The following is a 23150-nucleotide window of genomic DNA, read 5'->3' as shown; positions in this document are numbered from 1 at the left end:
CATATATAAAGAGTCAAAATGAACCTTTAAAAATATGCATACTGAAATAAAAGTGTATTCGCTATATATAATTACTAGAAAACATATCCTTCTCCCATCCAGACTATACTGTCGGCCCTAGAGTTTCACTAGATCCACCGTTTTCGCGTTGAAAACGGGTCACGGACTTAGAAGCTTTCGCTTCATCACCGCCGGTTGGGAATTTCACCCGACCCCGAAGGATGTTGTTTGCTCACATTATAGCACAAAAAAGAAAAAAGCATAGTAAAAAATGTTCGAATGTGAAGAATTGTGTGAAAATATATGCCGATTTGAATGGGGACGAAAGTAATAGAAATGTTGAAAGGGGAAGGGCTGTATAGGCTTTGATCAAAAGAAAAAACATGCACAAATAAATGTGCATGCTCTTTAAATATTTATTCTGCCTCTGGTGCTCTAACAACAGACTCGAATTTTCCTTTATGCGAAGCATCGCAATAAGGCATGTTTTTTGATAAACCACAACGACATAAAGAAAATGCCGGTTTTGCTGGGAATACATTCCCTTGTGAGTCAACTAATTCCACGTCCCCTGTAACGCGAAAAGAGCCATTATCATTTACTTTAATTTGTACTTTTGCCAACGTTATCCCTCCTTTCCAAACGCTTACTCTCATCATATAATTAGGGAGAGTACTTGACAATATAAAAAGAGCACTTTGTTTGAGAGAGAAGAGAGTGTTATAATAGTTTCTATAACTGACTAGAGTAAGGTGACGAAAGATGGATAAAAAATTACAAACACTACAAAATATTGCAAATGAGCGCACATGGGCATCATTTTTGAATGATAATCATCCATATAGTTTACTTCATTGGTCAATCGCAGGTGTAGGACAAGAACCGAAAGATGTTTGGTTACTTCAAGATGAGGTGACTTTTCAAACGACGGAATTCCCAACGCTAGACGAGGCAGTAAAGTGGATTTCTGAAAATATGGAACAAGTTACAGACGTTTTAGCGCAGTAAAAAAACAGGCTTATGCAAGCCTGTTTTTTGTTTCTTTTACATATGTGTTTAAAAATTGATCGAGGGCATCTTCGTACTCTTCTTTATTTTCATTATAAGAGCAAGCGTGTGCACCATGTTCTGCAATATAAAGCTGTTTATTATTTTCTTTCGCTTCATAAAGTGATTTCGTCATATCAGATAAAATATAGTCATCGTCTTTACTATGAATAAAGAGAACAGGATTGTTAATGTTTTTTATACAATCAATTGGTGAAACTTCACGAATTGTATAGCCATCACGAACTTTTAAAAAGGCATTTGCTAAAGGTAATAAAGGCCATTTTGGCAAATGAAACTCAACTTTCAAACGATGCTGTAACTGTCCATAAAAATCAGAGAAAGGACAATCAGCAATATAAAAATCAGCACCATCTTCAACAAGTCCTGCATATTGAAGAAGAGTTGCAGCACCCATAGATTCACCATGAATTCCGAGTGTAATATTCGTTCCGAAACGATCTTTTAGCCAGTCAACTACTGACTTTAAATCATGTTTTTCATAATAGCCATAACTTGTTGTTTTACCACCGGTTTTACCATGACGGCGATGATCATAAATAAATACGTTATATCCTCTATTTAAAAATAAGTTTGCATATTTAACGGAATTGATTTTATTTACGGTCACACCGTGGCAAAAAATCATAAATTTATTGGAATGACCAGCTGGCATGTAATATCCGTGAAGTTCGTATCCGAATTGAGAAGGGATGTGAACCTCTTCTTTTTGAATAGCCTTAAAATCGTCTAAATGAAAATGCTTTTTCGTTTCGCGTTCTAAAACTTCTTCCTCTGTTTTCTTCTTCAAGTACATAACTTTATTTGTAAAGAAAATCCCAATCGCAGTTAGTGCACCTAGTATAGTAAACAATGCTGTAAAAAAACGTTTCATACTTTACCTCATCCTCCAAATACCTCTACATATGATACACTAACATTGTATCACAATGATGTGAAAAGGGGAGAAATCGTATATGGTTCATATACAAAAAATCACACCAGAAATGAAAGAAGCAATTCAGGATTTTATGTGTGAAAACTGGGGAAGCTCAATGATGGTCTCGCGAGGCAGAGTACATCAATTAGAAGAATTACCCGGTTTTGTTGCACTTAGAAATAACAGAATAGTGGGAATCATAACGTGTAAAGTGATAGAAAATATGTGTGAAATTGTATCGTTAAATAGTTTTGAGGAAGGAAAGGGGATTGGTACAAAACTGGTGGATTGTGTGTTGCAAGTGGCAAAAGAGAACGAATGTAAAAAAGTGTGGCTCATCACGACGAATGATAATATGAACGCACTTCGTTTTTATCAGAAACGTAACTTCATGATGACGAACTTGTATATTGATGCGGTAAAGGAAGCACGAAAAATAAAGAAAGAAATCCCGTTTATTGGTTATGATAATATCGCGATTTCACATGAAATTCAGCTGGAGTATATTTTATCCCGCATTTGAGGGCAGTAAAACTCCCACTGATTAAAGTTTCACTTTATGAGTAGAGTGGAAGTTGTGTAACAATTTTCAGAAATATAAAACAATAACCTTGACGAATGTTATATTTTGGTTTAGTTTAAAATTGTAATCTATTACCATATTAAGGGGTGAAGATGTGGCAACTATACGTGATGTTGCAAAATTGGCCGGTGTTTCAGTCGCAACCGTTTCAAGAGTCATTAACGAAAAAGGATATGTCCATGAAGATACGGTGAAACAAGTAAAAAAAGCAATTGAAGAATTACATTATAGACCGAATGCTACAGCAAAGCCTTTATTTAAACAGCCTTCAACGATGATTGCATTACTTGTAGATAATTTGCATAATCCATCATACATCACTTTGCTCCGTTTCGTTGAGGAAATAGCATATAAAGAAGGGTATCAAGTAATAGTTTGTAATATAGAAAATAAGAATAGATACATAGATATGTTGGAGCAAAATAACATTGCAGGCGTTATAATGACGAAATCTGTTTTTCGAAGTATAGGAGAGATCTCACTTCCTTTCGCTGTGCTTGAAGGACGACAATCTCTTATGAGCTATTATGAAAGTGGACAGAAAGCTGTTTCTTTATTAAAAGAGAAAGGCTGCCAGTTTCTTGCTTATATCGGTGAGGGAGTCGAGAGTGAAGAAATGGAAGAGCATGTGGCAGGATTTCTAGATACTGCTTGGAAAGAAGGACTTTCTTATCGAGAGGAAATTGTCCAAGGGTATACGAATCAACAGTTTCTTGAATTGTTACAAAAGCATCCATACATAGATGGGGTTGTAGCTTCAAGTGATAAGGTCGCTATTGAGCTAATCAGGGCGGCGAAAACTCTTAATATTCATATACCAGGTAAGTTGCAAATCATTGGATTTAACGGGAGTGTAGAGGGTGAATGGATAAGTCCATCATTAACGACGATTGGAAGTTATATAGAAGAAAATGGGGAAATAGCTTTTCAGCAGTTAATAGGAAAAATAAAGAAGAAACAAGTGGAACAAGAAGAAGTGGAAACAGAATTTAGATGTATTGAGAGAGAAACAACAAAGTAAAAGGTGCGTTTTTAAAACGCACCTTTTATAGTGTAATTGCGGCAATAAAGCCGAATATAAGTAACGGTATATTATAGTGTAGAAATGTTGGGACACATGTATCCCATATATGATGGTGCTGACCATCAGCATTTAAACCGGACGTTGGTCCAAGTGTACTATCAGATGCTGGAGAACCTGCATCACCAAGTGCACCAGCTGTACCGATAATTGCGATTGTAGCCATGGGACTAAATCCGAGCTGGACGCATAACGGTACGAAAATTGTTGTTAAGATTGGGATGGTTGAAAAGGAAGAACCAATTCCCATCGTAACGAGAAGTCCAATAACGAGCATAAGAAATGCAGCAAGCGGTTTATTATTTCCGATTATATGTGCACTCGTTTGCACAAGAGATTCAACATGTCCAGTTTTTCGAAGAACAGCGCCAAATCCAGCGGCAGAAATCATAACAAATCCGATAAAGGACATCATACGCATTCCGCTCGTTAAAATAGCATCGGCTTCTTTAAGAGGGAGACTACCGCTAACTGATAAGACGATAATACCTGCTAAAGCACCAAAAATCATTGATTCTGTTGCTAATTGCACAGTTAATGTAGCGAGTATTGATAATAAACCAAAAGTAATGCTTCTTTTCGTATAGGGAACGATTTCATTCTGTGCAGCATGAATTTGTTCTGTTTCATATGTACGTGGTTTTCGGTATGTAATGAAAACTGCTACACATAATCCGATAATCATACCGATTGCTGGAATAGTCATCGCTTTTGGAATAAGTGCGACATCAAATGTAAGACCGCTTTGCGCAGCATTTGTTTGTAATACGTCATGATAAATTTTTCCGAATCCTGCTGGGACCCACATGTAAGGGGTAATTAATCCAAATGTAATAAGACATGTTACAAGCCTACGATCCACCCTCAGCTCATTTAATACTTTCAAAAGTGCTGGAATTAAGATTGGGATGAAGGCGATATGAACAGGGATAATATTTTGTGAGAAACAAGCCATTGTTAAAATGATAAATAATATAAGTATTTTAGAATAGACTTGTTTTTTCGTGTCTTGTTCGTTGCCGATCCATTTTAAAGCTGATTGGATCATTGCATCAGGAAGTCCTGTTTTTGAAAGGGAAATAGCAAATCCACCGAGCATTGCGTAGCTTAATGCGATAGGAGCACTGTTCCCAAGACCGGCTGTAAAAGTACTAATTGTTTCTGAAATACCGAGTCCGCCGATAAGTCCGCCTGTTAAAGCTCCAACGATAATGGCGACAATGACTTGGACACGTAACAAACTAAGCAGTAGCATGACTGCTACTGCGATGAGTACAGCGTTCATAATAAATGTAATCTCCCTAATTTTTATTCTGTTAAGGCAAGCAAGTGTTTGTAGTGACATATACTTGCGACATATCATTATAAAATGTTTTCTATGAAATGTAAAAGAGCCTTTCGTTATGTATGTTGAAAAGATAGTTCTTGTTTAATTGATTGTAAAGATTTGGCGAATAGTTCAGGCTCTTCTAAATCTGGAGAATGTGCCGAGTTTGGAAACCAAACCATCTTTTTAATAGGAGCTTGAATGATATCGCAATATTGTTGAACGAGTGCATAAGGAGTTTGATAATCATAGCGACCAGAACAAAAATAAACAGGAACAGATAAACTTGAAATAGACGAAAAGAAATCGATTGTTAGCATCTCTTCCCATAAAACTCCGGATTTTAAATTTCCTGCGAGAAATTTGAACCAGTCTAATAGCGTATATTCAGGAGAAAAGAAACCTTTTCGTATGAAAGAAAAGGAAGATCCGTTTTGTATTGCTCCGCCAAATGTACCAAGCCACTTTCTTTGAATAATGAGACGTCTCGTATCTAAAAAGGGTGGTTTCCCTAACTTTAAAAGAGAAGCTAATGCCTTTTTATGGTCATGTTTTTTTGCAGAGCTAATTAAATGTCGGTATAGTAATTCTTCGTTTTGCTTCATATGTACGATTTGACCGATGCCGATGTATGCTTCTATATATTTGGGATATTGACTAGCGATTTGCAGTCCGATAATACTCCCCCAAGAATGCCCAGCGAGAAACAATTTCTGTTTTTTAAAGCGTCTAAGAAGATAGTGAATGACTTCTTTTGCATCTGAAATAAATTGATCAATCGTAAAATTTGTTTGGATATCTCGCCATAAAAAGGATTTACCTGCCCCGCGTTGATCCCAATTAATAACGATAAAGTGCTTTTCTAACTCTTTTTGAAAATGACGAATAAAGCCGATTTGTGCCATACCAGGTCCACCGTGACAGCATAATAAAATAGGCTGTTCCACGTTTTGTCCGCGTATAAGGAGAGATTGTTTCCGGTCATTAATCATAACGCTTTCTATCGTAGCGATACTGTTAGGGATTAATTGCTTCTTTTCGTTATAAAACTGTGGTGTATAGCTACGAAAAAGCATATGTAAACCTCCTTTTCTTAAATGGTATGAATCGCACAGGCTCTTTCTTTTGCATATACTACTAGAAAATCATTGTATCATAACATACTGGTTTGATTTCAAGTTTAGGCGATTAAGAGAGGAGGGAGAATGTGACGATTGGAGAAATTATTGATTCTTTAAATAGACGCGAATCAATCGCTATTATAGCGAAACGGCTTGAAATGAGCCCATATACATTATCAAAGAAGTTAAGGGTGATTGGATATGAATATGATGGAGAGCAGAAAAAACGTATCTTTATAGGTGATGGTGAAGAGCCACGTCATTTGCAAATCCAAGAAGCTACTGCCCTTCAATATGCAAAAACAGACTATCAATTACTAATTTATGAACAATTACAAAGCATTTATGAATTGCTAAGAAAAAGAGAAGAAATAAGTGTTCAAATTATAAGTAAGAGCACAGAGAAAAAGAAACGAACCTTTTCGATTAATATAGAAGTATTAGCAAGACTAGATGTTATATCGGAATCGAAAGGGATTCAAAAGTCTAAAATTGTAGAAGAAGCACTACATGAATTTTTGCAACGGTATGATGTTAATCATGAAACGTATCCAGAGAAATAAAAGAAAGGATACTATGTTCCATATAAGAGCGTGTATCCTTTTTGTCTTATTTCATTTCATTTTTTGTTTCGAAAAGTAATATAGGAACCAAACGGCATGATTTTGTTCATCAGCTGCTGCGCGCCGAAATGTTTCTTTCACTTGTTGATTTGTCGTTTCGTCTGCAATTTCTAAGTAAAAATCAACTGTTCGTTGCTCATCTTGTATAGCGAATTCTAATCCGTTCAAATAAAGAGTTGGACATTCTTCAGTGATTTGGGGCTGAGGGTTTTTACCGGTTGAAAGGGTGTAGATTTGTACAAATTGGTGAAAATGTTTTATTTCATCTTGCCGAATTTCAAGGATTTGATTTCGTTCATTTATGTCTGGAGCTAAATTAGCTAATTTAGCATAACAATGAATGGCGCTATATTCTCCATTAATTGCTTTCTCAATACTACGAATGAGTTTGTCATTTTGTCGATATAATGTATCGTCATTGTTTGGATAGAAATACATACAAACCCTCCTATTATAGTTTTCTATATACTACGAGGAAACAAGGGGCTATGTGCTTATCCTTTACTGCACTAGAAGAATGACAATACGTATGACTCTAAAAGAAGAAGCTCCTTGCATATAAAAAGGAGCTTCTTCTTTCGAGTGTCACGCACTAGTTTGAATAGTATTTAGTTGATTTTTTGAATACGTCCATCAATAATTGGCTGAATTGGTTCTTTCACTTGTTTTACATAATCGACTAATGCTTCAAAATCGTTTGGACCAGTTTCAGTATTTTTTCCATTTTTAAAGGATACAAATCCATCGCCGCCAGAAGCTAGGAAGGCATTTGCAACTACGCTATACGTTTTCGTGGAAACTAATTCTTCACCATTGGTTAAACGGATATTCGTAACCTTTTCACCATTTGGTTTAATTGCATCCCAAGTGTATTGGATACCTGAAATTTGGAGCATTCTCGTTGTTCCTTTTTGCCATTGTTGATTTAAAATTTCACGAATATCTTGACCTGTTAAATCCATTTTAATTAATTGATTTCCGAAAGGCTGAATACCATATAACTCGCCCCATGTAATATCTCCAGCGTCTAGATCATTGCGAATTCCACCAGGATTCATAAGAGCGATTTGTGTTTGCATTGTTTGGCGCTGTGCATCGGCAATTAAATTTCCAAGGGTAGATTCACCAGCATCGTTTTGTTTACGGTCGATAGGTGCTGTAGATTTTCCGACAACTTCATTTACAAGCGGTGCAATTTTTTCTTTATATTGATCTAACTTTTGTTTTACTTGTTTATCAGGTTCTACACCTTCATGATATGTTGTGATAACTTCAGCTTTTTTCTTCACAATATCTTTTGTTTTTCTATCAATTGTTACATCTACGTCCGAGAAAGCCATTCCGTAAGAGTTCGCCTGTACGATGAGTTTATTATTTACAGTACCATTTACGTACGTATGACTATGTCCGCCGAAAATAACATCAACTTCGGGATCTGTTTCATTTGCAATGCGAGTAAGGTCACCGTTTGTTACACCAGTGTCATCAGTTGTACCTCCAACGTGTGCAAGGACTACGATAGATTTAACACCGAGACGCTTTAATTGCTGAGTAGATTTATTAATAGCTTCTACTTCATCAGTAATTTGTACATTCTTTAGCATAGTTGGCATAACGACATTCGGTGTATCCGTTGTAACAACTCCGATGAATCCTACAGGAACTCCATCTACCATTTTTACAGTAAATGGTGGTAAAAATAAGCGGCCAGTTGATTTATTATAGAAGTTTGCAGCGACATAAGGGAAGTTTGCTCCTTTGAAATTCCCTGTTTTTTCATGATATCCACCATAAATAAGGCGTCGCATTTCATCAATGCCTTCATCAAATTCATGATTTCCAATTGTACCAACATCAAATTTTAAGTCATTTAAAAATTCAATAGTTGGTTCGTCCTGTAATAAAGCAGAAACTGGTGGGCTAGCTCCGGCAATATCTCCAGCATGTACAAGAAGTGTATTAGGGTTTTGTTTTTTGCGTTCTTTTAAATAAGTAGCTAAGTAATCAGCACCACCAGCTTCTTTATTGTTAATTTTTTTTACAGTATCTAGTTGTCCATGGAAATCATTAATACCAAGCATTTGTACGTCTATGTATCGGTTTTGTTCGGCAGGAGCCTGAGATGGAGGAGCGGCGAATACGCTTGAAAAAGTAAGGGTGCTTAAAACAGCAACAGCAGGAATAATTTTTTTCCACATAATTAATTTCTCCTTTTTTTATAATCTGACATCATACGACATAATTTTAATAGATTACTAGGATTATATCTACCATAAAATTTAGTTTTTTCGAAAAATTAACATATTTACAAAAAAAGAATAATAGAGAATCGGGGGCATGTATCTTTTTTATTGTCGATTTCACCGTGTATCCTCTATAATGGAGAAAAAAGTAAAAGGTGAATAGTATGAAGAAAAAGAAGCAAAGACAAACACAAAGACACTCTCAAATGAATCAACCAGAGAAAGAATCACTTACACTAGGTGATCAATTGAACGATTCGTTAATGCAACAATTAAAGAATAAGAAAAAAGAGTTGCAAGTGAGAGAAGAGAAAAAAGAGGCAGCAGAACAAGAAAGAAAGCGTAAGGAACAAAAAGAACGTGAAAAGAATAAATCATTTGAAGAACTGTTAAGTGAAAGTAGCCTTACTTGGAAAGACTTTAAATAATAAAAAGATGATCAGTGAAATGCCGCTGATCATTTTTTTGACGAGTTTGTAAGAAAAGGGGAGTTAGAATGAGGAAAATTGTAGTCGTTTCGTACGAAAATCATTGGAGTGAGAAATTTCAAATGGAGGCCGAAAGATTAAAATCGGCGATGCCAGAAACGGTAAAAATCCATCATATTGGAAGTACGTCAGTGCCAGGACTAGCAGCTAAACCTATTATTGATATGATCATGGAAGTAGAAAGTATCGACAGAGTAGATCATTGGAATGAACGATTTAAAGAGCTTGGTTACATCGTGAAAGGTGAAAATGGTATTTCAGGTCGTCGTTTTTTTATTCATGGAACGGAGGAGAAACGCTCGTATCACTTGCACGTATTTGAAAAAGGGAATCCTGAGATTACAAGGCATTTATCGTTTCGTGATTACATGATGGCTCATTGTGAAGAAGCAGAGGCATATGCAACTTTAAAGAAAGAACTAGCGGAAAAATATACATATGATGGCACGATGTATACGGAAGGGAAAAATGAGTTTGTACGTAATGTTGATGAAAAAGCGAAAGAATGGAAAGGAAATAACGTGTATAAAAGTATTATGTAAACTGTACGTATGTTTTGACTTTTTGGATGAATCTTGTTGAAATAAAGTGGTGGTATACAAAAAATGTAACATTGAAAGGGAGAACGAGTGTGCATATTCCAACAACTACACTTCATAATGGTGTGAAAATGCCGATGATTGGTCTAGGCGTTTATAAAGCGAAAGAAGGCAACGAAGTTAAACAAGCAGTAAAAACAGCATTAGAATTTGGATACCGTTCGATTGATACAGCAACTGTATATGAAAATGAAAGCGGTGTCGGAGAGGCGATTCGTGAATCAGGAATCCCGCGAGAAGACTTGTTTATTACAACAAAAGTTTGGAACGACGATCAAGGGTACGAGGAGACGCTCGAGGCGTTTGAAAAAAGTTTAAAGAAATTACAAATGGACTATGTAGATTTATATTTAATCCATTGGCCGATAAGAGGGAAGTATGTTGATACATACCGTGCTCTAGAAAAGCTATATGAAGAAGGTAAAGTGCGTGCCATTGGTGTTTCTAATTTTCATAAACATCACTTAGAACTGTTATTACCAAATTGCAAAGTGAAGCCGATGGTAAACCAAGTTGAACTTCATCCAATGTTAGCGCAATTTGAATTGCGTGATTTTTGTCAAGGTGAGCAAATTCAAATGGAAGCGTGGAGTCCTTTAATGAGAGGCGGCGAAGTATTCCAGCATCCAATTATTCAGGCTATTTCTAAAAAATATGAAAAGTCACCTGCACAAGTTATATTAAGGTGGGATATTCAAAGTGGGATTGTGACTATTCCTAAATCTGTTACGCCATCTCGTATTAAAGAGAACTTTACTATTTTTGATTTCTCATTAACTGAAGAAGAGATGGATCAAATTAATACGTTAAATCGTAATTTACATGTAGGAACGAATCCTGATAAATATGATACGTTATAAAAACGCTATCTGTACGGTTATAGAAAGTGGTGGGAAAGTTGCCCGAACTCTACAAATCAATTGATTTTAGTTCAAAATAAGAAAAATAATAGTCGTTTATTCTCGGTAGATAAACATAACGTTAAATTAGTTCATGAAACAACTTCTCACCCATATAAAGATCAATACAAAGAAGGTGTCTCTAAAAGGTCATTTTTAATGAGCTTTTGGGACACCTTCTTTTTTAACTTGATAGCTATGACCTGTACGGTAACGTTTTTTTAACGATGTAATGTATATGTATCAAATTTAACAATTTGCTGAAGTTGTGTATATTCTTCTTTTGTTAACGACGTTTGTTCCCCGGCATGTACATTTGCTTGCAACTGTTGAATAGAGCTTGCACCAGGTATAACAGATGCAACATTTTCATTATGTAAGCAGTATTGAATGGCTGATCCAGTTAAAGATCTTTCTCCTATAATTTCTTTTACACTCGCGAGTGTTGTATTTAATTCATCATAAGAATAGGAGAGGTAATCTTTTTCCTTTACTCTTTCTATCTTGCTTACATTGTTGTTAGTTAAAATGCCTTTCGCAAGTGGTCCGCGTGCGATGACACTAATTTGATGTTCATTAAGCAGTGGGAACCATTCTTCAGGACGACGATTTAAAAGGCTGTACTCCATTAATACACTAATGATATTTGAACGTTTTGCATACTCACGAATGACATTTGGACGTATAGAAGAGATACCATAATGACGAATAATACCTTCTTTTTTCAATTCTTCAAAGGCTTCAATTGTTTCATCTATAGGATCTTCAGTCGTCCCGCCATGCAGTTGATATAAATCAATATAATCTGTTTGAAGTCTACGTAAACTCTCTTTTGCTTCGGCTTTTATATAAGCTTTAGAAGGATCCCAAGACCAGCCGTTTTTTTCTTCTGTCCATCGATTTCCAACCTTTGTTGTAAGAACAATTTGGTCGCGTTTTCCTTTCAGAGCTTTTCCAACAAATTCTTCATTTAATCCATAATCGTATAAGTCCGCTGTATCAAAAAAGTTAATTCCTAAATTGATTGCCTTATCGATAATACGCATAGCTTCAGCCTCAGATGTACCGAGAGACATACAGCCAAATCCAATTTCCGTAACATATAAATCTGAGTTTCCTAATTGACGTTTTTTCATAGGTCAACCTCCTTATCTTTATTGTACGAAAGGGAAAGGAGGTTGACAAACTTTTACTTTTTATTTGCTGTAATCCACTCTTGTACAGTTGTATACTCTTTTCCATATTGTTTTAGCTTATGACGAATTTGCCATGCTTTGCCGACTAAAGTGACGCGATTTGGTAAAATGTAAACTTTCATTTCTATCACGCTCCTTTCAATGTGGTAAAATGTATGAAGAACGATTAGGAAATAGAACAGGGAGATGAAGTAGTATGAGTAATCTTGCAGAAAGAACAGTAAAAACTGAACCGATTTTTGATGGTAGAGTTATAAAAGTTCGTGTTGATGATGTAGTATTACCAAATGGAGAAATGAGTAAACGTGAAATCGTAAATCACCCTGGGGCAGTTGCTATTATTGCTATTACTGATGAGGGGAAAATTGTACTCGTTGAGCAGTATCGTAAAGCTCTCGAAAAGGCAATTGTGGAAATTCCTGCTGGGAAGTTAGAACCTGGGGAAAAGCCAGAGGTAACAGCAGTTCGTGAATTAGAAGAAGAAACAGGATATGTATGTGAAAATATGGAGCTTATTACATCTTTCTATACATCACCTGGTTTTGCAGATGAGATTTTATATGTATATAAAGCGACAGGGTTAAAACAAAAAGAAAATAAAGAAGCTTTAGATGAAGATGAATTTGTGGAATTAATGGAAGTGTCATTAGAAGAAGCGATTGATCTTATGAAAGACCTTCGCATACATGATGCTAAGACGATGTTTGCAGTACAATATTTACAATTACAAAAATAAACACTCGCCTAAGGCGAGTGTTTTTAGTTGATTTTTGCATATACACGTGCATCGCGTAAGCTGCCATCGGGTGCTAGGAAATCATTTTCCATTGTACCTTCTAAAATGAATTCTAGACGCTCTGCTAAGTTACATGCGTTTATATTTGTTGCGTCAGTACGAATTTCAATTCTTCTAGCACCTAGTTTATCAAATGCAAATTGAATCGCACCTTTAATGGCTTCTGTCATATAGCCTTGCTTTGTATAAGCGCTATGTAGCCAGAAGTGAAGTGAAAACTTTGGAATATCCCAGTTTTCAGGCTTGAGAGTAATAGCTCCGATGAATGTACCAGATACTTTATCGTATAAGTGGAAATCAAGTGTTTCACGAAGTAAAAACTGTCCGTGAGCTTCGCGAACAATTTCTTCAGCACGTTCTTCTGTTTCAGCTGTAATTGGCATCCATGGTAATAAGTTTTCTAGAGAAGCTTGGATTGCTTCATATACTTCTGTACCATCACCTGGAAACGGCTTACGTACTTGCAAGCGCTCAGTTTGAAATAATGTTGGAAAATCTAATAATAATGGTTTCAAGAGAAATCCCTCCTATTCTCTACTTTTTAGTTTAGCAAAGTAGAGCGGAATTTCAATGCTAATTCGTCATACTTTTTTTCTTTCTTTCATACATTTTTAGTAAGAGTGTGAACGGAGGGAAGGAAAATGTGGCGAAAAACGTGGCAAGACCGTGTAATGTCTCACATACAGGAAAATTCTTCACTATATATATTTAATGCGGTTTTATTACTGATGGGAGTAATATTTGGAGCGATTCTTGTGAATAGTTTACAAATAAACCAAAAGCAAGATTTATCATTTTATTTACAGCGTTTTTTTGGACAAGTTTCTAAAGGAGAATTTGCTGTCGCGGGCGAAATGTTTCGAGAAAGTTACTTTTCGCAATTAAAATATATCGGCTTTATTTGGATTTTGGGGATTTCAATTATTGGGTTGCCGCTCATTTTTATCTTACTATTTTTAAAAGGGGTAGTTGTTGGATTTACAGTAGGTTTTTTAGTAAGTCAGCACGGATGGAATGGACTATTATTAGCATTTGTATCTGTATTGCCACAAAATTTAATTATAATTCCTGTATTTCTCGTAATGACAACAATTGCTGCAAGCTTTTCCTTGAGAATGATTAGGCATCAATTTATCCGGAAAATAACTGAGCCACTATTACCGTTATTAATTCGCTATACATGCTTTTTTCTCGTGATTGGAGCGGTATTAGCTATTGCTTCCAGTGTCGAAGCGTATGCATCACCAGTTTTAATGAAAGAAGTTGTGGAGGCTATTAACAAACAATAAATACTTTTTGAGAATAATTATCAATTTGTTTTTATTGTTTTTCTTTTGACAGGAGCCCTTCTTCTGATATAATGGTGTAAGAGTGGCGAGGAGGGAGTAGTACCGAATGGAAGAAAGAATTGAACGAATTAAGAAGCAATTACATGCAGCGAGCTATAAATTGACACCACAACGTGAAGCAACAGTTCGTGTGCTGCTAGAAAATGAAGAAGATCATTTAAGCGCAGAAGATGTATACCTCCTTGTAAAAGAAAAGTCGCCAGAGATCGGATTAGCAACCGTTTATCGAACTTTAGAGTTATTGTCTGAGTTGAAAGTTGTCGATAAGATTAACTTTGGAGACGGTGTTTCGCGTTATGACTTACGCCAAGAAGGTGCACAGCGTTTCCATCATCATTTAATCTGTACACAATGCGGTGCTGTACAAGAAATACAAGAAGATTTACTTGGTGAAGTGGAGAATAAAGTGGAACGAGACTGGAGCTTTAAGGTGAAAGATCATCGTTTAACATTCCATGGGATTTGTAAAAATTGTCAAGAAAATGAAACGGATGAAAAATAACCTTTTCCTATTTAACTAGGAAGAGGTTTTTTATTTGAATAAGGTATAAATTGGTGAAAGCTTGGCATATGTTGTAATAACTTATATTTTGGAGGAATTTACAATGCGCCGAGCTTTAAAATTAACTTTTGATGGGATGAAAGTATTTTTATTATTTACAAGTTGTACGATTTTGTTTTATTTCGCTATACTATGGATAAATGAAGAATATGAAAGTTACCATCGTTATGAAAAGCCAAAAGAAGAGACTGTAGAAAAAGTATCAGGGAATGAGGAGCCGGAAAAGGATGCTTTCGTAAATAGAATGATGTTTTTCTATGAAAATGGGGAGTAGTGTAGATTGGAAGATCAATTAAAAGATTTTATTCATTATATGATTGTTGAAAAAGGTTTAGCGAAAAATACAGTTGTATCTTATGAACGCGATTTGAAAAGCTATGTGAAGTATTTGCAAAATGTAGAACAAACGAAGACGTTTCATGAAGTGACACGCTTGCATATTGTTAACTTTTTGCAGCATTTAAAAGAAAACGGAAAATCTTCAAAAACATTGGCGCGTCATATTGCATCGATTCGTTCGTTTCATCAATTTTTACTTCGTGAGCGAGCAGTGGAGCATGACCCATCGGTACATATTGAAACGCCACAAGGGGAACGGAAATTACCAAAAGTATTATCGATCGACGAAGTGGAAGCATTGCTTCAAACACCGAAAACGGCAAGTGCTTTTGGGATTCGTGATAAGGCAATGTTAGAGTTGTTGTATGCAACAGGACTTCGTGTTTCAGAATTAATTTCATTAAATTTAGAAGATGTACACTTAACGATGGGGTTTGTTCGCTGCATAGGGAAAGGGAATAAAGAAAGAATTATTCCATTAGGAAGCTTAGCGACAGAAGCGATTCAAAAGTATATTGAAAAAGGAAGAAGAGAATTGATGGGTAAAAAAGCAGTAGATGCACTCTTTTTAAACCATCATGGTAATCGATTATCGAGACAAGGATTTTGGAAAATTTTAAAACGATTAGCGAAAGAAGCAAATATTGAAAAAGAGCTTACACCGCATACGTTACGCCATTCTTTTGCTACACATTTATTAGAAAACGGGGCAGACTTGCGTGCTGTACAAGAAATGCTTGGACATGCAGATATTTCAACGACGCAAATTTATACGCACGTTTCAAAAACTAGATTAAAAGATGTATATAAACAGTTTCACCCGAGAGCATAGTCACTATGCTCTTTTTTCATAGATTAAGAAGAACAAACCATTTCACAGAAACTTCACAAACATTTCGTACATTGTTTTCAGCGGAAGACTAGAATATTACAATGTATTTCCTCTATACTAAATAAAGTATGAAGGAGGAAATGATGATGAAAAAACTTATTATGACGGTATTTATCGTGATGCTAGCATTGGCTGGCTGTAATACAAACAAAGAAGAACCGAAAAAAGAACAGAAACTTGAAGCTGTAAAAGTAGCAGTTCAAACGAATCCGAAAGAAATTAAACCAGGTGAAAAAACAGAAGTACAAGCACTTGTTACACAAGGAAAAGAAAAAGTAACAGATGCTGATGATGTAAAGTTTGAAATTTGGAAAGCAGGCGACGAAAAGCACGAGATGTTAAATGCTAAGCATAAAGGAAAAGGTGTTTATGCTGTAGAAAAAACATTCGAAACGGATGGAGTATATCATGTTATTGCTCATACAAATGCACGTGAAATGCATGTTATGCCAGAAGTAAAAGTGGCTGTGGGAAATGCAAAAGTTGAAGATGCGAAAAAAGAAGAAGGTCATGGGGATCATAAAAGTGATACGATGATACATCTTATGGCTGGAGATATTAAAGCAAATGCTGAGTCAACAATGAAAGTTCATTTAAAACAAAAAGAAGAAGCGTTATCTGGTGCTGAAGTACAACTTGAGATTTGGAAAGACGGCGTTGAAAAACACGAATTTATTCCGGCGAAAGAGGGGAATAAAGGGGAGTATGAAAGTAAACATACTTTCAAAGAGAATGGTGCTTATAAAGTGAAAGTTCATGTAAGAAAAGGTGAACTACATGAACATAAAGAAGAAACAGTAGAAGTAAAATAAAAAGTAGCTCTTTAGAGCTGCTTTTTATTTTAGGAAAAAAGTCATGAAATGATTAGCACTTCTTTGCAGAATGGATTACAATAGAAGGGTAAAGAAAATGAAGAATTCTACGAAAATGTATTAAAAAGAAAGCGTAAACATGTTATGATATCAATATCAGATGTCTGACATCTGACTTGGAAAAACCTAGAAATGTTTTTGATTCGTTTGAAAGTAAAACGAAAAAGTTAGAGAATGATTTAAAGCAGTACTGTTTAATAATGAGGACGAAAGATAATTCCCATTGATAACAGTTTCACTTTATAGCGTTTTGAACATACTACAAGAAGTAGAACTGAACATATAGGAGGTTGCAGTTATGAATAAATATAAACGTATTTTCCTAGTCGTAATGGACTCTGTGGGAATCGGTGAAGCACCGGATGCTGAGCAGTTTGGTGATTTAGGTTCTGATACAATTGGTCATATCGCTGAACATATGAATGGATTACACATGCCAAATATGGTGAAATTAGGCCTTGGTAATATTCGTGAAATGAAAGGAATCTCTAAAGTAGAGAAACCGCTTGGATATTATACAAAAATGCAAGAGAAATCTACAGGAAAAGATACAATGACAGGTCATTGGGAAATCATGGGCCTTTACATTGATACACCATTCCAAGTGTTTCCTGAAGGATTCCCGAAAGAATTACTTGATGAATTAGAAGAAAAGACAGGTCGTAAAATTATCGGTAATAAACCAGCCTCTGGAACTGAGGTACTTGTTGAGCTTGGTCAAGAACAAATGGAAACAGGTTCTTTAATTGTTTACACTTCTGCTGATAGTGTATTACAAATCGCAGCTCATGAAGAAGTAGTACCACTTGAAGAGCTATATAAAATTTGTAAAATCGCACGTGAATTAACATTAGATGAGAAGTACATGGTAGGACGCGTTATCGCTCGTCCGTTCGTCGGAGAGCCAGGAAACTTCACACGTACACCAAATCGTCATGACTATGCACTAAAACCATTTGGTCGCACAGTAATGAATGAACTAAAAGATAGCGATTATGATGTAATTGCTATTGGTAAAATTGCTGATATTTATGATGGCGAAGGGGTAACTGAATCACTTCGTACGAAATCAAATATGGATGGAATGGACAAGCTTGTAGATACATTAAATATGGACTTTACAGGTATTAGCTTCTTAAACTTAGTTGACTTTGATGCATTATTTGGTCATCGCCGTGACCCACAAGGGTACGGAGAAGCTCTACAAGAATATGACGCACGTCTTCCAGAAGTATTCGAAAAACTAAAAGAAGATGATCTATTATTAATTACAGCAGACCACGGTAATGATCCAGTTCACTACGGTACTGATCATACACGTGAATATGTACCGTTATTAGCATATAGTCCAAGCATGAAAGAAGGCGGACAAGAGTTATCACTTCGTCAAACATTTGCTGATATTGGTGCAACTGTAGCAGAAAACTTTAATGTTAAAATGCCAGAACATGGAACAAGCTTCTTAAACGAGCTAAAGAAATAGGGGGATAAACAGATGAATCGTGAACTAATTACAAAATCAGCTTCATACTTAAAAGAGAAATTTCAAGAGACACCACAAGTAGGACTAATCCTTGGATCTGGACTAGGTGTATTAGCAGATGAAATCGAGAATGCAGTAACAGTACCATACAGTGAAATCCCTGAATTCCCAGTTTCAACTGTAGAAGGACATGCAGGTCAACTTGTATTCGGTACACTTCAAGGTGTAACAGTAGTAGCAATGCAAGGACGTTTCCATTTCTACGAAGGATACGATATGCAAAAAGTAACATTCCCAGTTCGTGTTATGAAAGAACTAGGTGTAGAAACAGTTGTTGTAACGAACGCAGCTGGTGGTGTAAATACATCATTTGAACCAGGCGATCTTATGTTAATTTCAGACCACATTAACTTCATGGGTACGAACCCATTAATCGGACCAAATGATTCTGAAATGGGTGTACGTTTCCCTGATATGTCTACATCATATACGCCAGAACTTCGCGAAATGGCGAAACAAGTTGCAGCAGATTTAAATATTAAAGTACAAGAAGGTGTATATGTTGGAATGACAGGTCCTGTATATGAAACACCTGCTGAAATTCGTATGCTTCGTACACTTGGCGGAGATGCAGTTGGTATGTCAACTGTACCTGAAGTAATTGTAGCGCGTCATGCGGGTATGAAAGTACTTGGTATTTCTTGTATTTCAAATATGGCAGCTGGTATTTTAGATCAACCACTTCACCACGATGAAGTAATTGAAACGACAGAACGTGTTAAAGCTAACTTCTTAGCATTAGTAAAAGCAATTGTAAAACAAATGAAGGGGTGACCTCACAATGAGAATGGTGGACCTAATTGCAAAAAAACGTGATGGACAAGCATTAACGACAGAAGAAATTAACTTTATTGTTGAAGGATATACAAATGGTGATATTCCTGATTATCAAGTAAGTTCACTTGCAATGGCAATTTTCTTCCAAGATATGAATGATCAAGAACGTGCAGATTTAACGATGGCAATGGTAAATAGCGGTGATACAATTGACTTATCAGCCATTGAAGGGGTAAAGGTAGATAAGCATTCAACAGGTGGTGTTGGTGATACAACGACACTTGTATTAGGTCCATTAGTAGCTGCTTTAGGTGTACCAGTTGCAAAAATGTCTGGACGTGGTTTAGGACATACTGGTGGTACAATTGATAAGTTAGAAGCAGTTCCAGGATTCCATGTGGAAATTGAAAATGATGAATTCATGCGTCTTGTAAATGAAAATAAAATTGCTGTTATCGGTCAAAGTGGAAACTTAACACCTGCTGATAAAAAATTGTATGCACTTCGTGATGTCACGGCAACAGTAAACTCAATTCCGCTTATTGCAAGCTCGATTATGAGTAAGAAAATTGCTGCTGGTGCAGATGCAATTGTTCTTGATGTAAAAACTGGAGCAGGAGCATTTATGAAAACAGATGAAGATGCAAAGCGTTTAGCGGAAGCAATGGTGCGCATCGGTAATAACGTTGGTCGTAATACGATGGCGGTTATTTCTGATATGAGTCAGCCGCTTGGTGAAGCAATCGGTAACGCATTAGAAGTACAAGAAGCAATTGATACATTACAAGGTAAAGGACCGAAAGATTTAGAAGAGTTATGTTTAACACTTGGAAGTCAGATGGTGTACCTTGCTGGACAAGCTTCATCTTTAGAAGATGCACGTGAAAAATTAATTGAAGTAATGAACAATGGAAAAGCGTTAGAAGCATTTAAAACGTTCTTATCGGCGCAGGGCGGCGATGCTTCTGTTGTTGATGATCCTTCTAAATTGCCACAAGCACAATTTAAAATTGAAGTGGAAGCGAAAGAAGACGGTTACGTATCGGAAATCGTTGCAGATGAAATCGGAACAGCAGCAATGCTTTTAGGAGCAGGACGTGCAACGAAAGAGTCTGAAATTGATTTAGCAGTTGGTCTAATGCTTCGCAAAAAAGTAGGCGATAGCGTGAAAAAAGGTGACTCTCTTGTTACAATTTACGCAAACCGCGAAAATGTTGAAGACGTAAAAGCGAAAATTTATGAGAACATGAAAATCGCTAAAGACCACGTAGATGCACCAACTTTAGTACACGGTATTGTAACGAAGTAATAAAGTGAAGCTTTAATCAGTGGGGGGGCTTCATCCCCCACTGATTATGAGCCTTCACCAATCGGGCTTTTACGGGCAGTTGATCCCCCACCGAACTTCTTTGCTTTCGCTGAATTTTGAGGTAGGGGTCTTACTGCCCGCAAATAGCGGGATAAAAAAAGCTGAGGAGATTTCTCCTTGGCTTTTTTTACTATTTTTTGTTTATAATAGTAATGGGTGAAATTATGATTAGAATTTGTGCAATAACGAAAAAAAATGAAGTTTTATATGATGTTTCGCTAGAAGAAACGAAAAAAGAAAACATTGTATGGTATTGGCTTGATTTATATAAGCCGACGAAAGAGGAGTATACATATATTTTACAAGATCACTTCAAGTTCCATCCCCTTGCAATTGAAGATTGTGTAGAATATGTACAGAGGCCAAAAGTAGATTTTTATGATGGATATAACTTTTTAGTTCTTCATGCATTCGGAGAAGATGGATTAGAACCGCATGAAATCGATTTATTTGTTAGTGATCGATATATAGTCTCTTTCCATTTCTCTCATAATAATGCGATTGAAAGAGTATGGAAAACGCTCGGTGAGAAGAAACGTATTAAGAAGAGTCCTTTACATGTAGCACATACAATTGTTGACCAAATTGTAGATGATTATTTCGCACCTGTTTATTACATTGAAGACCATTTAAATGCAATTGATGATAATTTAACGGGTGAGACAGCAGGAAGCGTGCTAGAAGAAGTATTTGATATTCGTGCGGATTTATCTAAGCTAAGGCGTACGATTATTCCGATGCGTGATTTATTGTATCGTATATTAAATTCAACACGTTTTTACGGTATAAGCGATCATGAAATTTATTTTAAAGATATACATGATCATTTGCTTAAACTGACAGAGATGATTGAAGCAAGCCGTGAATTAACAGCAGATATTCGAGATAGTTACTTTTCGTTGAATTCCCACCATATGAACAACATTATGAAAACATTAACTGTTTTCTCAACTATTTTCATGCCGTTAACATTTATTGCAGGGGTATACGGCATGAACTTCGCACATATGCCAGAGCTTGGCGGGAAGTATAGTTATTTTATTTGCTTAATTTTAATGGCGTTAATTGGCGGCGGAATGATGGCTTGGTTTTATAAAAAAGGTTGGTTTAAGTAAAAAAACACCGAGGGAAATCCTCGGTGTTTTTTTCTTAGCCAATAGCGTGTAATACGAACATGGCTAAGAATAAGCATGTAATGATATACATGGACGGTGCGACTTCTTTACGCTTTCCAAGAGCAACTTTCAAGATAGGATAAGCAATAAATCCGAACGCAATGCCATCAGCGATACTATATGTGAGCGGGATCATAACGATAATTAAAAACGCTGGAAATCCTTCTGAAAAGTCGTTCAGAGGAATTTGTTGAATGCTTGTAATCATCAGCCCGCCAATAATAATTAAGATTGGTGCAATGGCACTATCAGGAATTATTTTGACAAACGGAAGCGCAAACAGTGATGCGAAGAATAACAACCCTGTAACGATAGACGTCAGACCTGTTTTTCCGCCTGCAGTAATACCTGCGGCACTCTCTACTGTTGAAACGGTAGGGCTTGTGCCAAATAGACCACATGTCATTGCTGAAATTGCATTTGCTTGGTAAGCACGTGGGAATTTACGGTCATCTTCTAATAAACCGTGCAGTAGTCCCATGTTCTCAAAAATAAGCACCATGCTTAAGGAGAATGTTGCAATCCAAAATGGCAAGGAAGAAAGTTTCCCAAATGACATAGCTCCAAACACATCGCCATAATTAGCGAATGAAAACGAACTATTTCCCAGTTGACTCGTATCAACAAGACCAAACAGCCATGCAATACTAGTGCCAATTGCAATCGTCCATAAAAAGCTTCCACGTACGTTACGCACAAATAGCACAAGTGCGACAATAAGAGTAAGTAGTGTGGCAAGAACGACAGGACTACTTAATTTCCCCATTGCAACAGCAGTATTAGGATGCGAAACGACTAAACCACCTTTTTGCAAGCCGATGAAAGCTAAAAACAACCCGATACCGACAGTGATCGCTTCCTTTAATGACTTTGGAATCGATACCGAAAGCACGCGAGCAATCGGTGTAAAAGCAGCAATTGAAAAAATAATACCGGCGATAAAAACAGCTGCCAATGCTTCTTGCCAAGTTAAACCAAGCGTATGCACAGCAGTGTACGTAAAGAATGCATTTACACCCATACCAGGGACAAGAATAGCAGGTGCATTTGCCCAAAATGCCATAAGTAGACATCCGACAAATGAACTAAAAACAGTTGCCAAAATTCCTGCCTCAAGAGGAATGCCGGCATCTGATAAGATTGACGCATTTACAATCATAATATAAACAATTGTGAAAAATGACGTGACTCCAGCTAAAACTTCTTGTTTTGGTGATGTTTGGTGTAAGTCTAATTTAAATGTTCTTTCAAGTATTCCTTTCATGTTAAACCTTCTTTTTCATATCCCTCTCCCACCCGTGATATCTCTTATGTAAGAGCTCACCGTCC

Annotated in this window: 27 protein-coding genes and 1 riboswitch; of the genes, 17 read left to right on the top strand and 10 right to left on the bottom strand. The window is 36.4% G+C overall.

The window, feature by feature from the left end; genetic code table 11:
- Positions 1–82: 82 nt before the first annotated feature.
- Positions 83–226: riboswitch (FMN riboswitch) on the bottom strand.
- Positions 227–416: 190 nt separating this feature from the next.
- Positions 417–623 carry a CDGSH iron-sulfur domain-containing protein gene (locus tag NSQ47_RS14080; RefSeq protein WP_001151582.1) on the bottom strand — a complete coding sequence of 69 codons (207 nt, stop codon included), beginning with the start codon at positions 621–623 and terminating at the stop codon, positions 417–419.
- A 139-nt stretch (positions 624–762) separates the two neighbouring features.
- On the opposite strand from NSQ47_RS14080, the gene NSQ47_RS14075 reads away from it, so the two are divergent.
- Complete coding sequence (locus NSQ47_RS14075) at positions 763–1008, top strand: DUF2552 family protein (protein WP_002111659.1); 246 nt, start codon at positions 763–765, stop codon at positions 1006–1008.
- A gap of 10 nt (positions 1009–1018) precedes the next feature.
- On the opposite strand, the gene NSQ47_RS14070 is transcribed toward NSQ47_RS14075, so the two are convergent.
- Complete coding sequence (locus NSQ47_RS14070; protein WP_341037182.1) at positions 1019–1942, bottom strand: alpha/beta hydrolase; 924 nt, start codon at positions 1940–1942, stop codon at positions 1019–1021.
- Between the two features lie 82 nt (positions 1943–2024).
- Here NSQ47_RS14070 and NSQ47_RS14065 point away from each other — a divergent pair, with 82 nt between their 5' ends.
- On the top strand, positions 2025–2510 hold the full coding sequence (locus NSQ47_RS14065) for a GNAT family N-acetyltransferase (RefSeq protein ID WP_341037180.1): 486 nt from the start codon (positions 2025–2027) through the stop codon (positions 2508–2510).
- Between the two features lie 154 nt (positions 2511–2664).
- On the top strand, positions 2665–3591 hold the full coding sequence (locus tag NSQ47_RS14060; RefSeq protein WP_002111655.1) for a LacI family DNA-binding transcriptional regulator: 927 nt from the start codon (positions 2665–2667) through the stop codon (positions 3589–3591).
- A gap of 25 nt (positions 3592–3616) precedes the next feature.
- On the opposite strand, the gene NSQ47_RS14055 is transcribed toward NSQ47_RS14060, so the two are convergent.
- Positions 3617–4936: a Na+/H+ antiporter family protein gene (locus tag NSQ47_RS14055; protein WP_002111651.1), complete on the bottom strand. Its 1320-nt coding sequence runs from the start codon at positions 4934–4936 to the stop codon at positions 3617–3619.
- 116 nt (positions 4937–5052) lie between these two features.
- Complete coding sequence (locus tag NSQ47_RS14050; RefSeq protein WP_002111650.1) at positions 5053–6054, bottom strand: alpha/beta fold hydrolase; 1002 nt, start codon at positions 6052–6054, stop codon at positions 5053–5055.
- Positions 6055–6185: 131 nt separating this feature from the next.
- Between NSQ47_RS14050 and NSQ47_RS14045 the strand changes: the two genes are divergently transcribed.
- Positions 6186–6662: a ribbon-helix-helix domain-containing protein gene (locus NSQ47_RS14045; protein WP_002067020.1), complete on the top strand. Its 477-nt coding sequence runs from the start codon at positions 6186–6188 to the stop codon at positions 6660–6662.
- A 51-nt stretch (positions 6663–6713) separates the two neighbouring features.
- On the opposite strand, the gene NSQ47_RS14040 is transcribed toward NSQ47_RS14045, so the two are convergent.
- Entirely contained in the window at positions 6714–7160 is a 447-nt protein-coding gene (locus tag NSQ47_RS14040) for a ferritin-like domain-containing protein (protein ID WP_002111648.1), read from the bottom strand.
- Positions 7161–7330: 170 nt separating this feature from the next.
- Positions 7331–8920 carry a bifunctional metallophosphatase/5'-nucleotidase gene (locus NSQ47_RS14035; RefSeq protein ID WP_078172861.1) on the bottom strand — a complete coding sequence of 530 codons (1590 nt, stop codon included), beginning with the start codon at positions 8918–8920 and terminating at the stop codon, positions 7331–7333.
- Between the two features lie 209 nt (positions 8921–9129).
- Between NSQ47_RS14035 and NSQ47_RS14030 the strand changes: the two genes are divergently transcribed.
- From NSQ47_RS14030 to NSQ47_RS14020, 3 genes are all read left to right on the top strand, one after another.
- Positions 9130–9393: a YqkE family protein gene (locus NSQ47_RS14030; RefSeq protein WP_002014945.1), complete on the top strand. Its 264-nt coding sequence runs from the start codon at positions 9130–9132 to the stop codon at positions 9391–9393.
- Between the two features lie 68 nt (positions 9394–9461).
- Entirely contained in the window at positions 9462–9995 is a 534-nt protein-coding gene (locus NSQ47_RS14025; RefSeq protein WP_002111645.1) for a GrpB family protein, read from the top strand.
- Positions 9996–10084: 89 nt separating this feature from the next.
- Positions 10085–10912, top strand: a complete 828-nt coding sequence (locus NSQ47_RS14020) for an aldo/keto reductase (RefSeq protein ID WP_016106094.1) — start codon at positions 10085–10087, stop codon at positions 10910–10912.
- 260 nt (positions 10913–11172) lie between these two features.
- Here the strand turns inward: NSQ47_RS14020 and NSQ47_RS14015 are convergent, their stop codons facing one another.
- Positions 11173–12087 (bottom strand): aldo/keto reductase, encoded by a 915-nt coding sequence (locus NSQ47_RS14015; RefSeq protein ID WP_341037178.1) that lies wholly within the window; start codon positions 12085–12087, stop codon positions 11173–11175.
- A 53-nt stretch (positions 12088–12140) separates the two neighbouring features.
- On the bottom strand, positions 12141–12269 hold the full coding sequence (gene mciZ / locus NSQ47_RS14010) for a Z-ring formation inhibitor MciZ (protein ID WP_000870295.1): 129 nt from the start codon (positions 12267–12269) through the stop codon (positions 12141–12143).
- Between the two features lie 74 nt (positions 12270–12343).
- On the opposite strand from mciZ, the gene NSQ47_RS14005 reads away from it, so the two are divergent.
- Positions 12344–12883, top strand: a complete 540-nt coding sequence (locus NSQ47_RS14005) for an NUDIX hydrolase (protein ID WP_341037176.1) — start codon at positions 12344–12346, stop codon at positions 12881–12883.
- Positions 12884–12906: 23 nt separating this feature from the next.
- On the opposite strand, the gene NSQ47_RS14000 is transcribed toward NSQ47_RS14005, so the two are convergent.
- Positions 12907–13458 (bottom strand): GNAT family N-acetyltransferase, encoded by a 552-nt coding sequence (locus NSQ47_RS14000; protein WP_341037174.1) that lies wholly within the window; start codon positions 13456–13458, stop codon positions 12907–12909.
- A gap of 126 nt (positions 13459–13584) precedes the next feature.
- Between NSQ47_RS14000 and spoIIM the strand changes: the two genes are divergently transcribed.
- The 9 genes from spoIIM to corA all read left to right on the top strand — a co-directional run bounded on the left by spoIIM (position 13585) and on the right by corA (position 21761).
- Positions 13585–14232, top strand: a complete 648-nt coding sequence (gene spoIIM / locus NSQ47_RS13995; RefSeq protein ID WP_002111637.1) for a stage II sporulation protein M — start codon at positions 13585–13587, stop codon at positions 14230–14232.
- Between the two features lie 106 nt (positions 14233–14338).
- A complete protein-coding gene (fur, locus tag NSQ47_RS13990; RefSeq protein WP_000392654.1) occupies positions 14339–14794 on the top strand; it encodes a ferric iron uptake transcriptional regulator in 456 nt (151 codons plus the stop codon).
- 103 nt (positions 14795–14897) lie between these two features.
- Complete coding sequence (locus NSQ47_RS13985; protein ID WP_002088473.1) at positions 14898–15128, top strand: YqzK family protein; 231 nt, start codon at positions 14898–14900, stop codon at positions 15126–15128.
- 6 nt (positions 15129–15134) lie between these two features.
- On the top strand, positions 15135–16025 hold the full coding sequence (xerD, locus tag NSQ47_RS13980; protein ID WP_002111635.1) for a site-specific tyrosine recombinase XerD: 891 nt from the start codon (positions 15135–15137) through the stop codon (positions 16023–16025).
- Positions 16026–16168: 143 nt separating this feature from the next.
- Entirely contained in the window at positions 16169–16897 is a 729-nt protein-coding gene (locus tag NSQ47_RS13975; RefSeq protein WP_341037171.1) for a FixH family protein, read from the top strand.
- A gap of 358 nt (positions 16898–17255) precedes the next feature.
- The gene (gene deoB, locus NSQ47_RS13970) at positions 17256–18440 is read left to right on the top strand and encodes a phosphopentomutase (RefSeq protein WP_002111633.1); all 1185 of its coding nucleotides are present in this window, start codon (positions 17256–17258) and stop codon (positions 18438–18440) included.
- Between the two features lie 12 nt (positions 18441–18452).
- A complete protein-coding gene (locus NSQ47_RS13965; RefSeq protein WP_001078443.1) occupies positions 18453–19274 on the top strand; it encodes a purine-nucleoside phosphorylase in 822 nt (273 codons plus the stop codon).
- 7 nt (positions 19275–19281) lie between these two features.
- The gene (locus NSQ47_RS13960) at positions 19282–20586 is read left to right on the top strand and encodes a pyrimidine-nucleoside phosphorylase (protein ID WP_002160604.1); all 1305 of its coding nucleotides are present in this window, start codon (positions 19282–19284) and stop codon (positions 20584–20586) included.
- Positions 20587–20798: 212 nt separating this feature from the next.
- Complete coding sequence (corA, locus tag NSQ47_RS13955) at positions 20799–21761, top strand: magnesium/cobalt transporter CorA (RefSeq protein ID WP_002160605.1); 963 nt, start codon at positions 20799–20801, stop codon at positions 21759–21761.
- A gap of 34 nt (positions 21762–21795) precedes the next feature.
- On the opposite strand, the gene NSQ47_RS13950 is transcribed toward corA, so the two are convergent.
- Positions 21796–23085, bottom strand: coding sequence for an NCS2 family permease (locus NSQ47_RS13950; RefSeq protein ID WP_341037168.1), 1290 nt, complete (start codon positions 23083–23085; stop codon positions 21796–21798).
- Positions 23086–23150 lie beyond the last annotated feature (65 nt).

This window comes from Bacillus sp. FSL R10-2780 (assembly GCF_038006125.1).
GTDB classification, from domain to species: Bacteria; Bacillota; Bacilli; order Bacillales; family Bacillaceae_G; genus Bacillus_A; species Bacillus_A cereus_U.
This window is presented reverse-complemented; position numbering and strand designations above follow the sequence as displayed.

What these genes read in the sequence shown, in the direction of transcription:
- NSQ47_RS14075 (WP_002111659.1), top strand. Translation starts at nt 763, where the DNA reads ATGGATAAAAAATTACAAACACTACAAAATATTGCAAATGAGCGCACA.
- NSQ47_RS14070 (WP_341037182.1), bottom strand. Translation starts at nt 1,942, where the DNA reads ATGAAACGTTTTTTTACAGCATTGTTTACTATACTAGGTGCACTAACT.
- NSQ47_RS14065 (WP_341037180.1), top strand. Translation starts at nt 2,025, where the DNA reads ATGGTTCATATACAAAAAATCACACCAGAAATGAAAGAAGCAATTCAG.
- NSQ47_RS14055 (WP_002111651.1), bottom strand. Translation starts at nt 4,936, where the DNA reads ATGAACGCTGTACTCATCGCAGTAGCAGTCATGCTACTGCTTAGTTTG.
- NSQ47_RS14050 (WP_002111650.1), bottom strand. Translation starts at nt 6,054, where the DNA reads ATGCTTTTTCGTAGCTATACACCACAGTTTTATAACGAAAAGAAGCAA.
- NSQ47_RS14040 (WP_002111648.1), bottom strand. Translation starts at nt 7,160, where the DNA reads ATGTATTTCTATCCAAACAATGACGATACATTATATCGACAAAATGAC.
- NSQ47_RS14035 (WP_078172861.1), bottom strand. Translation starts at nt 8,920, where the DNA reads ATGTGGAAAAAAATTATTCCTGCTGTTGCTGTTTTAAGCACCCTTACT.
- NSQ47_RS14030 (WP_002014945.1), top strand. Translation starts at nt 9,130, where the DNA reads ATGAAGAAAAAGAAGCAAAGACAAACACAAAGACACTCTCAAATGAAT.
- NSQ47_RS14025 (WP_002111645.1), top strand. Translation starts at nt 9,462, where the DNA reads ATGAGGAAAATTGTAGTCGTTTCGTACGAAAATCATTGGAGTGAGAAA.
- NSQ47_RS14015 (WP_341037178.1), bottom strand. Translation starts at nt 12,087, where the DNA reads ATGAAAAAACGTCAATTAGGAAACTCAGATTTATATGTTACGGAAATT.
- mciZ (WP_000870295.1), bottom strand. Translation starts at nt 12,269, where the DNA reads ATGAAAGTTTACATTTTACCAAATCGCGTCACTTTAGTCGGCAAAGCA.
- NSQ47_RS14005 (WP_341037176.1), top strand. Translation starts at nt 12,344, where the DNA reads ATGAGTAATCTTGCAGAAAGAACAGTAAAAACTGAACCGATTTTTGAT.
- spoIIM (WP_002111637.1), top strand. Translation starts at nt 13,585, where the DNA reads ATGTGGCGAAAAACGTGGCAAGACCGTGTAATGTCTCACATACAGGAA.
- fur (WP_000392654.1), top strand. Translation starts at nt 14,339, where the DNA reads ATGGAAGAAAGAATTGAACGAATTAAGAAGCAATTACATGCAGCGAGC.
- NSQ47_RS13985 (WP_002088473.1), top strand. Translation starts at nt 14,898, where the DNA reads ATGCGCCGAGCTTTAAAATTAACTTTTGATGGGATGAAAGTATTTTTA.
- NSQ47_RS13975 (WP_341037171.1), top strand. Translation starts at nt 16,169, where the DNA reads ATGATGAAAAAACTTATTATGACGGTATTTATCGTGATGCTAGCATTG.
- deoB (WP_002111633.1), top strand. Translation starts at nt 17,256, where the DNA reads ATGAATAAATATAAACGTATTTTCCTAGTCGTAATGGACTCTGTGGGA.
- NSQ47_RS13965 (WP_001078443.1), top strand. Translation starts at nt 18,453, where the DNA reads ATGAATCGTGAACTAATTACAAAATCAGCTTCATACTTAAAAGAGAAA.
- NSQ47_RS13960 (WP_002160604.1), top strand. Translation starts at nt 19,282, where the DNA reads ATGAGAATGGTGGACCTAATTGCAAAAAAACGTGATGGACAAGCATTA.
- corA (WP_002160605.1), top strand. Translation starts at nt 20,799, where the DNA reads ATGGGTGAAATTATGATTAGAATTTGTGCAATAACGAAAAAAAATGAA.
- NSQ47_RS13950 (WP_341037168.1), bottom strand. Translation starts at nt 23,085, where the DNA reads ATGAAAGGAATACTTGAAAGAACATTTAAATTAGACTTACACCAAACA.